At 63.8% G+C, this 3,879-nt stretch carries 4 protein-coding genes; all 4 read left to right on the top strand.

All coding sequences use genetic code 11. From position 1 onward, the window contains the following. The first annotated feature begins 352 nt into the window (after nucleotides 1–352). Nucleotides 353–730, top strand: a complete 378-nt coding sequence (gene rpsL / locus Tchar_RS13250; RefSeq protein ID WP_143901379.1) for a 30S ribosomal protein S12 — start codon at nucleotides 353–355, stop codon at nucleotides 728–730. 184 nt (nucleotides 731–914) lie between these two features. Then, nucleotides 915–1,385 carry a 30S ribosomal protein S7 gene (gene rpsG / locus Tchar_RS13245; protein ID WP_144329454.1) on the top strand — a complete coding sequence of 157 codons (471 nt, stop codon included), beginning with the start codon at nucleotides 915–917 and terminating at the stop codon, nucleotides 1,383–1,385. Nucleotides 1,386–1,489: 104 nt separating this feature from the next. Then, on the top strand, nucleotides 1,490–3,592 hold the full coding sequence (fusA, locus tag Tchar_RS13240) for an elongation factor G (RefSeq protein ID WP_144329453.1): 2,103 nt from the start codon (nucleotides 1,490–1,492) through the stop codon (nucleotides 3,590–3,592). 160 nt (nucleotides 3,593–3,752) lie between these two features. Continuing rightward, the coding region (locus Tchar_RS13235) for a GTP-binding protein (protein ID WP_236640437.1) at nucleotides 3,753–3,879 on the top strand (127 nt) is incomplete at its 3' end.

Here is a 3,879-nt window from a genome sequence, read left to right as displayed (position 1 = left end):
CGATCCTGCTCCAGCCACCCCCAGCGCCGTCGATGACAAGACGCTCAATGCGCGGGTGGATGACATCCTCAAAGCGCGCCAAGTCAAACAGCCATGGTGTCCCGGCCCTGAGCACCCCTGGCGTCGTCTCTTCAGCGCTCCGCCCTCATGGGCTGGCCCATGGGCCAGCCCATGAGGACATACCTTCGGCGTCAAACCGGACATTTCTAACTTGCTCAGAGGGCGGACATTTCTACTTTGCCTTGACACAACGCCGGCTGCTACTTGCGCGCCTACGCGCCCCGTGCTACAGTAGCGGGCTTTTCGGGCGGCCCGAAGGGCTGATCGTTTTCTTTTGACGTTTAGGGACGTTATGCCAACCATCAACCAACTCGTGCGCCACGGGCGGACGGCCGAGAAGGTCAAGTCCAAGAGCCCGGCGATGCAAAACTGCCCCCAGCGCCGGGGTGTCTGCACCCGTGTCTACACCACGACGCCGAAGAAGCCGAACTCGGCTCTGCGTAAGGTCGCCAAGGTGCGCCTGACCAACGGCTTCGAGGTCATCTCCTACATCGGTGGTGAAGGGCACAACCTGCAAGAACACTCGGTGGTGCTGGTGCGCGGCGGCCGGGTGAAGGACCTGCCGGGCGTGCGCTACCACATCGTGCGCGGCTCGCTGGACCTGCAAGGCGTCAAGGATCGTAAGCAGGCGCGCTCCAAGTACGGTGCCAAGCGGCCGAAGAAGGCCTGAGCGGTCGTTTCGGTCAGCGCTGTTTCGTCAACCAGGTTTCAACCAACGGTGTCTGAATGCCCGGCTGGTGGGCGCTCAGGCGAAGTGACCTCAGGCGCACTGCGGGTGCCCGGGTCGAGTAAGTGGGGGTCTGCATGGCCCTCGCGGCACATCGGTGCCAACTGAAGCAAAAGGAAGAATCACCATGCCACGTCGTCGCGAAGTCCCTAAACGCGAAATCCTGCCGGATCCGAAGTTCGGCAACGTCGAGCTCTCCAAGTTCATGAACGTCATCATGGAGAGCGGCAAGAAGGCGGTGGCCGAGCGCATCGTCTACGGTGCGCTGGAGCACATCGAGAAAAAGACCGGCAAAGATCCGCTGGAAGTCTTCTCCACCGCCGTCAACAACGTCAAGCCCCTCGTCGAAGTCAAGTCGCGTCGTGTCGGCGGCGCCAACTACCAAGTGCCGGTGGAAGTGCGTCCGGTGCGCCGTCAAGCCTTGGCGATGCGCTGGATCAAACAGGCCGCGCGCAAGCGCAGCGAGAAATCCATGGCGCTGCGCCTGGCCAACGAGCTGATCGAGGCCACCGAAGGCCGCGGTGGCGCGATGAAGAAGCGCGACGAGGTGCACCGCATGGCCGAGGCCAACCGCGCCTTCAGCCACTTCCGCTTCTGACGACGGCGCACCCATAGCGAGGCCGCGTCTGCCCGTTCTCCGAAGCCCGCCGCCCCCTTCCTGCAGGCTGGCGGGCTTTGCCTATTCGAATCTGGAGTCATCTCATGGCACGTACCACGCCCATCGAGCGCTACCGCAACATCGGTATCTCGGCGCACATCGACGCCGGCAAAACCACCACCACCGAGCGCATCCTGTACTACACCGGCGTCAACCACAAGATCGGTGAAGTGCACGACGGTGCCGCCACCATGGACTGGATGGAGCAGGAGCAAGAGCGCGGCATCACCATCACCTCCGCGGCCACCACCTGCTACTGGCGCGGCATGGATCTGAACTACCCCGAGCATCGCTTCAACATCATCGACACCCCGGGGCACGTGGACTTCACCATCGAGGTGGAGCGTTCCATGCGCGTGCTCGACGGCGCCTGCATGGTGTATTGCGCCGTCGGTGGCGTGCAGCCGCAGTCCGAAACCGTTTGGCGGCAGGCCAACAAGTACAAGGTGCCGCGTCTGGCCTTCGTCAACAAGATGGACCGTGTCGGCGCCAATTTCTTCAAGGTCTATGAGCAGATCAAGGCGCGCCTGAAGGGCAACCCGGTGCCGATCGTGGTGCCGATCGGGGCCGAAGACAACTTCCAGGGCGTAGTGGATCTGCTGAAGATGAAGGCCATCATCTGGGATGAAGCCTCGCAGGGCATGAAGTTCGAATACCGCGACATCCCGGCCGACCTGGTGGATCTGGCCCGGGAGTGGCGCGAGAAGATGGTCGAGGCGGCCGCCGAGGCCAGCGAAGAGCTGATGAACAAATACCTGGAAAGCGGCGAGCTCAGCGAAGACGAAATCATCGCCGGCTTGCGTCAGCGCACCATCGCCTGCGAAATCCAGCCCATGCTGTGCGGCACCGCGTTCAAAAACAAGGGCGTGCAGCGCATGCTCGACGCGGTCATCCAATTCCTGCCGTCGCCGGTGGACATCCCGCCGGTGGCCGGCACCGATGAGAACGAGCAGCCGACGTCGCGCCGCGCCGACGACGACGAAAAGCTCGCCGCGCTGGCCTTCAAGCTGATGTCCGACCCCTTCGTCGGTCAGCTCACCTTCGTGCGCGTGTACTCGGGCGTGCTGCGCAAGGGCGACACGGTGCTCAACTCCGTCAAGGGCAAAAAAGAGCGCATCGGCCGGATCGTGCAGATGCACGCCAACCACCGCCAAGAGATCGAAGAGATCCGCGCCGGTGACATCGCCGCGTGCGTGGGCCTGAAGGAAGTCACCACCGGCGAGACGCTGTGCGATCCGTCGGCGCCGATCGTGTTGGAGCGCATGCAGTTCCCCGAGCCCGTCATCCGGCAGGCGGTCGAGCCCAAGGCCAAGGCCGACCAGGAGAAGATGGGCGTCGCGCTGAGCCGCCTGGCCGCCGAAGACCCCTCGCTGCGCGTCTACACCGACGAGGAATCGGGCCAGACCATCATTGCCGGTATGGGCGAGCTGCACCTGGAAATCATCGTCGACCGCATGAAGCGCGAGTTCGGCGTCGAGGCCAACGTCGGCAAGCCGCAGGTGGCCTACCGCGAAACCATTCGCGGCACCGTCGAGCAAGCCGAAGGCAAGTTCGTGCGGCAGTCCGGTGGTAAGGGGCAGTACGGTCACGTCGTCTTCAAGATCGAGCCCAACGAGCCCGGCAAAGGCTTCGAGTTCATCGACGCCATCAAGGGCGGCGTGGTGCCGCGCGAGTACATCCCGGCGGTCCAGAAAGGTGTCGAGGAGGCATTGCAGACCGGCGTGCTGGCTGGCTATCCAGTGGTCGACGTCAAGGTCACGCTGCACTTCGGCTCCTACCACGAGGTCGACTCGTCCGAGCAGGCTTTCAAGATGGCCGCCATCTTCGGCTTCAAGGAAGGCTGCAAGAAGGCCAATCCGGTGATCCTGGAGCCGATGATGGCCGTCGAAGTGGAAACGCCCGAGGAATACGCCGGCAACGTGATGGGCGACCTGTCGTCGCGGCGCGGTATGGTGCAGGGCATGGACGATTTGCCTGGCGGCGGCAAGGTCATCAAGGCCGAGGTGCCGCTGTCCGAGATGTTCGGCTACTCCACCACCCTGCGCTCGATGTCGCAGGGCCGCGCCACCTACACGATGGAGTTCAAGCACTACGCCGAGGCCCCGCGCAACGTGGCCGAGGCCATCATCGCGGCGCGCGCCAAGTAAAACGAGGCGGCGTGGCAGGCTGCGCGCTCGCACACGCCGATGCGCGCCAGGTTCATCTCGTCTGTGGCGCCCCGTGGGGGCGTGGCTCGCTGCCCGTGGCGAGCCCGGGCCACAGACGCTAACGACCCACGGGCTCGTTCTTTGATGCAAGGAAATCGCAATGGCAAAGGAAAAATTCGAGCGGACCAAGCCGCACGTCAACGTGGGCACGATTGGTCACGTGGACCACGGCAAGACGACGCTGACGGCGGCCATCACGACGGTGCTGGCGAGCAAGTTTGGTGGTC

This window comes from Tepidimonas charontis (assembly GCF_007556685.1).
Lineage (GTDB): Bacteria > Pseudomonadota > Gammaproteobacteria > Burkholderiales > Burkholderiaceae_C > Tepidimonas > Tepidimonas charontis.
This window is presented reverse-complemented; position numbering and strand designations above follow the sequence as displayed.

Excerpts from the sequence above, each read along its gene's own strand:
- rpsL (WP_143901379.1), top strand. The coding sequence starts at position 353 with ATGCCAACCATCAACCAACTCGTGCGCCACGGGCGGACGGCCGAGAAG.
- rpsG (WP_144329454.1), top strand. The coding sequence starts at position 915 with ATGCCACGTCGTCGCGAAGTCCCTAAACGCGAAATCCTGCCGGATCCG.
- fusA (WP_144329453.1), top strand. The coding sequence starts at position 1,490 with ATGGCACGTACCACGCCCATCGAGCGCTACCGCAACATCGGTATCTCG.